This is a genomic window from Clostridia bacterium, from assembly GCA_014360065.1.
Lineage (GTDB): Bacteria > Bacillota > DSM-521 > Neomoorellales > JACIYF01 > JACIYF01.
This window is the reverse complement of sequence record JACIYF010000155.1, coordinates 1-4997: the sequence shown is the minus strand read 5'-3', so window position 1 is coordinate 4997 and position 4997 is coordinate 1. Positions and strand designations below refer to the sequence as shown.

The window sequence follows — 4997 nt, the reverse complement described above, 5'->3', positions numbered from 1 at the left end:
TCTCTGCCGGCAAAGTATCGAATCGTTATTCACCTTTTCAGCAGAAATCGCGGAGATAACAAAACAAAGAGAACCCACCGTCAGAAGTTTGCTCACCCGAGCACGTCAAAAGCTTAGAACTATTCTGAAGGAGGAAGCCTTATGAAAGAGTACCGGAGCTACATGGACAATGTGTCCGTTGATCGAGTCCTGCACGAGAAAATCATGAACCGCCTGAGGAGCAGATCAAGGCCTAAGCGGGCAGTTTCCAGCCGTTTGGTGGCCACACTTGCCTGCGCAATGCTCGCACTTATGATTGTTTGGGCACTTCCCCATCTGTTGGGCCTAGAGCTAATAAACTTTATGAACTCGGGAGCCAGCCGGCAGGGCGGCGCCCCGCTGTCCACGGCCGCGCCTTCCGAAGCTCTTTTCTTCAACCGCGCCGAGCAAGCTCCCTCAGTGGCAGCTAAAAAATACATCCCGGGCTATTTCACCAAGGAGCTTGCCCCGAAAGAGATGCCTAAGCTATTTGGAGGCACTTGGCTCACCATCAACCAGAAGTACGCAGTAAGTGCAGTCGCTGGGTTTTCAGGCCAGGGCAATTTGGATGAAGTTGCCATTACATGCCAGAACAAAGTCACCGGCCACCTAATAAAGATCCAAATGGCAAAAGGTCTAGTTCCCGTGGATTTCCTGTACCCGGATGATCCAAAACCCTCTGACATAAACGGCACCTTAGTCACAGCTGGGTACTGGAGTGACTCATCTGACGGAAGAGACACTCTTTACTACGCTTCTTTCCTCCTTGGGGAAACAGGATATTACATCGAACTCAGCGGGAAAGAAGAGGCTAAACAGGAACTAACTGAGCTGGTCAATCTCATTGTGACCGGAGGGCCTGTAGATTTGAGCCAAATCAAGCCGGACTCTATCAGCAAGGGGAGTGAGGATGAGCTAACCCTTAGCCAAGCGAGGGCAGACCTCGATTTCGGAATATATGTGCCTGTGAATGCGCCTGGCTATAGCTTTCAATCGGCCCGGCGGATCAAAAGTGAAAACCGCAATGAGCTGAGGCTCGGGTATGTAAGCAACACAGGCTATCTGGAATGGACTATCTGCCGCAAGACTGCCGATGACATGGCGCGGATCGTGGACATAAATAAGCCTGAAACTTATGACTTGGCCCTGTATCCCATTCCGCGCGCAGAATCTGTACCAGAAAACCTACAAAGAATAGTAGATGACCCCATTTTCAAGGCTGAAGAACTCACCCTTGCCGCCGTTAAGGCAAGGGCCTACTCAGTCAACGACGCTGGAGATGCTGCCACCGGATACCTGATGCGCTTCGGCGTACTGTACGGCAATATAGTGGTCAAGGTAGATGCCAAGGGCGCGCAACCAGAGGATATCTTTAATATGTTGAGGGCCCTAAGAAACACCAGCTGAACTACGTAGATCTGCTCCATTGCTAAGAAGACGAAACTTACTTCTTACTTTAGGTCTTTCCAGGCGGCAGCCGCGCCGAAGGCCCGCTACTACTAGCGGCGCCTCGAGGAGTCTGCGGGGATGAAAGTATGGTTGGTCAGCCCGGAAGTAGCGTACCCAGAAGTAGCGTAGTTGCTACGCCCCGCCCACCCCTAAGAAGGCCAAACAACAGAACGTTTGGGCTCTTGGCTGCCCTTAGGGCTGCGCTAACGGTTAGCGACTGGGAGCCCTAAGCCGCCAAGTAGTGCAGGAGCTGGGTGGGCACGTCCCCAGCAAAGCCAAGATGGCCGAACTGCTGACCACAGCATTGGCCCAAAAACAATAGCTTACTAAAGCCACTTAGAAGCCATTCCATGCCTATATGGTCACCCGGTAGTCCAGCTAGCCGCGGGTGCCGCGAGCCGGCTGGCTGGGCTAGCGGCCGGTTATCGCCCCTGGCTGGGTTGTTAGGTTAGGTAATGGTCGTGCCCCTTAGACAGGTTAGGGGGCCTTCAAAAGCCTCGGCCAGCTTCAGCAGACTGCTCCCAGGCCATTAGTATAGCAGCAATGGCCGGCCACCAGAAAATGGAGCCCCTTGCAACCGCGTAGCCCGATACCAAGATGAAAGGGTTCTGGTTAAGCGATCCGTAGTATCCTAGATCCGATGGCTACAGCCCGGACACCTATAGAGATGCAAGCTTCATTTGCGAATCGCTAATAACACCTATAGATCTCCCAGGCAGTATGGAGAGTGGCTATAGGTTCACCTTTAAGAAATAGGTTTATCGATGCGCTATCCGTGGTGAGGGGCTTTAGCACCTTCGCCCGACCAGAGAAGCTTGGGGGCCAGCTTTTGCCGGCAAACCTGTTCGCTCCCTCGGTGCCGCTAGCTTTTTGCCTTTTGGTAGTTCTCTAACAGGAGAACAAATGGAAACCGGTGTCTGGTCGCATTGTAGAGCCTCTGGTCGGCAGTCACTAACCTGCAACCTTTCAGCTGAGCAGAGAGGACGTAGGAAGCATCATAAGATGTCAGCGAGAGTTCTTTGCCCAAGGCCAGTATCTGATTGCCATGGTTTTCCACGTCCACCCAGCCGATCTGGAGCAAGGATACCTCTTCTGCCAGCCTGTGGAGGGTAGGCCGGTCTATCCGGCCGCGCCGCGCGGCTACCAGGATCGCGTTAAAGAGCTCCAGGAAAAGCAGGCGGGGCGCGTAGAGGTTTACCTGCCCGCGGGCGTAATCAAGCATCAGCTGCTGAGCCTGCGGAGTAGCTTCGTCTGGGAAGTAGGCGCGCAGTATGACACTGGCGTCGGCCACAAGGTTTGCTGTCAGGATTGAACACTCCTTTGCTCCAGTTCTCTCCTGGATTCGCGGAAGACCTCTTCAGCTCTGAGGCCAGAGTCCTTGAGGGTTCGGGAAAGGTCCTGCATGGCCAAGTAACTCCTTAGCCGGTTCAGATTCAGGTATTCAGAATACGAAATGATGGCGGCTACGGGCTCGCCTTTCTTTTCGATGACAACGCTTCCGTCTTTTTCGACCTGGCGCACCAGTTGCAGAAATGACTTTTTAGCCTGACTGACATTTATGGCTACCATAAATGGTCACCTCCTATAACCATTATACGCTATCGGCACCTTAAAGGCAACCGCTTCCGCTTTCTGAAAGGGAGGCTGATTCTCGCCCCCCAGTACCCGCGTCCCTTCACACAAGAAGAGAAAGGCTGGCTCCGCCAGGTACTAGCCCTGCTTCCTACCGGGGAGTACATGGCCCGGAGCCGCTGGCATGACCCTATCCTCAGAAGGCCGGTTCCGCCCGGCCCGCCCATCGACCCGGAGCCGTATCTTGCCCAGATCGACGGGCTCATGGTCACATCCCAGTGTTCCTGCGGGGATCCCAGGTGCCACACCGTCAAGTTCCGGCACTACCGGCAGGGCAAGGGCAAGAGCGTGGCCCTGGTGCATACCACTACCGAAGATGGGCGGCAGCTCATCGTTTTTATTGATGGACCATCTCCTTCAAAGTAAACGCTCGTGGTGCTAAACAGGCACGGGGCGGTGTCCACCATCACCAGTTGCTCCAGGGAGAGAGAAGCTGGGGCTCAAGCCTGGGCCAGACGTGGTAAACACGTCAAGAAGCCCGGTACATGTGGTGAAGCGAGAGCCCCTAGCTCCCTCCACGTGAGCGGTCCTCAGCCACTCGCACACCTTGCGTTCGGACGACGGGCTGTGCAGCCCAGCAAACACCTTAGCCCGTGCCGCAACGTCAGGTCAAACGAGGTCCTCTTGCACCGGGCAAGCTCCCGCAACCAAAACCCCAGCCCCCGCTTCTCCCACAACTGCTCCAGCGCCCAAGTGCTCCCGTACACCCCCCTGGCTGCGCACGTCGCCAGACCATATCACCGCCACCACGCGGTCCGTGAGGCTGGCCAGAAACCCCACCAGCCGCCCCATCGAGTCCGAAACTCCTCGCTGAGGGCTTACTTCCGCCACCAGTGTCCCAGGCCGGGCTTCCGCCTTTTCATAAGTGTTATCCCCGTGTTGAGTTAGCGGCCAACCGGGTAGAGGCTAACAGGGCTATGGTTTTTGCGCTTCTTCGTGCAAACAGCGGCAACGTCTGACACCCTCCCGAACGTTCAGCGGTTGCCAAAACGCTGGGTTCTACCCGACTAACAATTTTTTTCCCGCTCCTTTGCCAAGGCAGCATATACTTTCTCCATCGTAATCGGAAGCTCGAAAAACCTGCAGCCGATCGCGTCACTTACGGCGTTGGCCACGGCTGGCGCCGAAGGTACCAGGGCGGTTTCGCCAACCCCCTTAATTCCGAGGGGATGCGTGGGGTCGTTTGTTTCCACAAGGATAACTTCCATCTCCGGGACATCCAGAGCAGTGGGCAACATGTACTCGTGGAAGCTCTTGTTGATCTGCCTACCAGATTGATCGTATTTTATCTCCTCGGCTAGCGCGTAGCCTATGCCCTGCGCCAAACCGCCCTCCAATTGTCCTTCAACAATCTGTGGGTTTATCGCTCTTCCCACATCGTGTGCGGCCACCATTTTGACCACGCTGACCTGCCCCGTATCCACGTCCACCTCCACCTCGGCAAAATGCGCTTCCCAGGGCGGAGCCTGCGAATGACCGGCATTGCCTACGCCCGTAAAGGTGATTCCTCCCATAAGGTGGGCGTGTTCGGCAATTTTATCAAGGGTCATTTGCCTGGATGGCTCATTGCGCACGTATACAATCCCGTCTTCGATATCCAGGTTCTCCGGCGCTGCCTCCAAGACCTTTGCAGCGTAATCCAAAACCTTGTTCCTGGCCTCCTGTGCCGCCTTAACAACTGCCATGCCCCCTGCGTAGGCAGCCCGGCTAGCATGCACGCCAACGTCGTAAGGGGTGGCTTCGGTGTCTCCCAACGTCACCCCGACCCTTTCCACCGGGACACCCATAACATCTGCCACCATTTGAGCGAGCGTCGTCTTTGCGCCCTGCCCCATTTCTATACAGCCAGAGGCGAGGTGAACAGAACCATCCTGGTGGACAGTAACCCAGGCGTTCGA

Annotated in this window: 6 protein-coding genes; 2 read left to right on the top strand and 4 right to left on the bottom strand. The window is 55.5% G+C overall.

All coding sequences use genetic code 11. The features are described 5' to 3' along the window. Window positions 1-438: 438 nt before the first annotated feature. Window positions 439-1425, top strand: a complete 987-nt coding sequence (locus H5U02_13950; protein ID MBC7343524.1) for a hypothetical protein — start codon at window positions 439-441, stop codon at window positions 1423-1425. 904 nt (window positions 1426-2329) lie between these two features. On the opposite strand, the gene H5U02_13945 is transcribed toward H5U02_13950, so the two are convergent. Then, window positions 2330-2758 (bottom strand): type II toxin-antitoxin system VapC family toxin, encoded by a 429-nt coding sequence (locus H5U02_13945; GenBank protein ID MBC7343523.1) that lies wholly within the window; start codon window positions 2756-2758, stop codon window positions 2330-2332. Window positions 2759-2769: 11 nt separating this feature from the next. Continuing rightward, on the bottom strand, window positions 2770-3036 hold the full coding sequence (locus H5U02_13940) for a type II toxin-antitoxin system Phd/YefM family antitoxin (GenBank protein ID MBC7343522.1): 267 nt from the start codon (window positions 3034-3036) through the stop codon (window positions 2770-2772). Between the two features lie 168 nt (window positions 3037-3204). Between H5U02_13940 and H5U02_13935 the strand changes: the two genes are divergently transcribed. Next, window positions 3205-3465 (top strand): hypothetical protein, encoded by a 261-nt coding sequence (locus tag H5U02_13935; GenBank protein MBC7343521.1) that lies wholly within the window; start codon window positions 3205-3207, stop codon window positions 3463-3465. A 243-nt stretch (window positions 3466-3708) separates the two neighbouring features. On the opposite strand, the gene H5U02_13930 is transcribed toward H5U02_13935, so the two are convergent. Next, window positions 3709-3891 (bottom strand): hypothetical protein, encoded by a 183-nt coding sequence (locus H5U02_13930; GenBank protein ID MBC7343520.1) that lies wholly within the window; start codon window positions 3889-3891, stop codon window positions 3709-3711. A 215-nt stretch (window positions 3892-4106) separates the two neighbouring features. After that, a partial coding sequence (locus tag H5U02_13925) for a molybdopterin-dependent oxidoreductase (protein ID MBC7343519.1) occupies window positions 4107-4997 on the bottom strand: 891 nt, incomplete at its 5' end.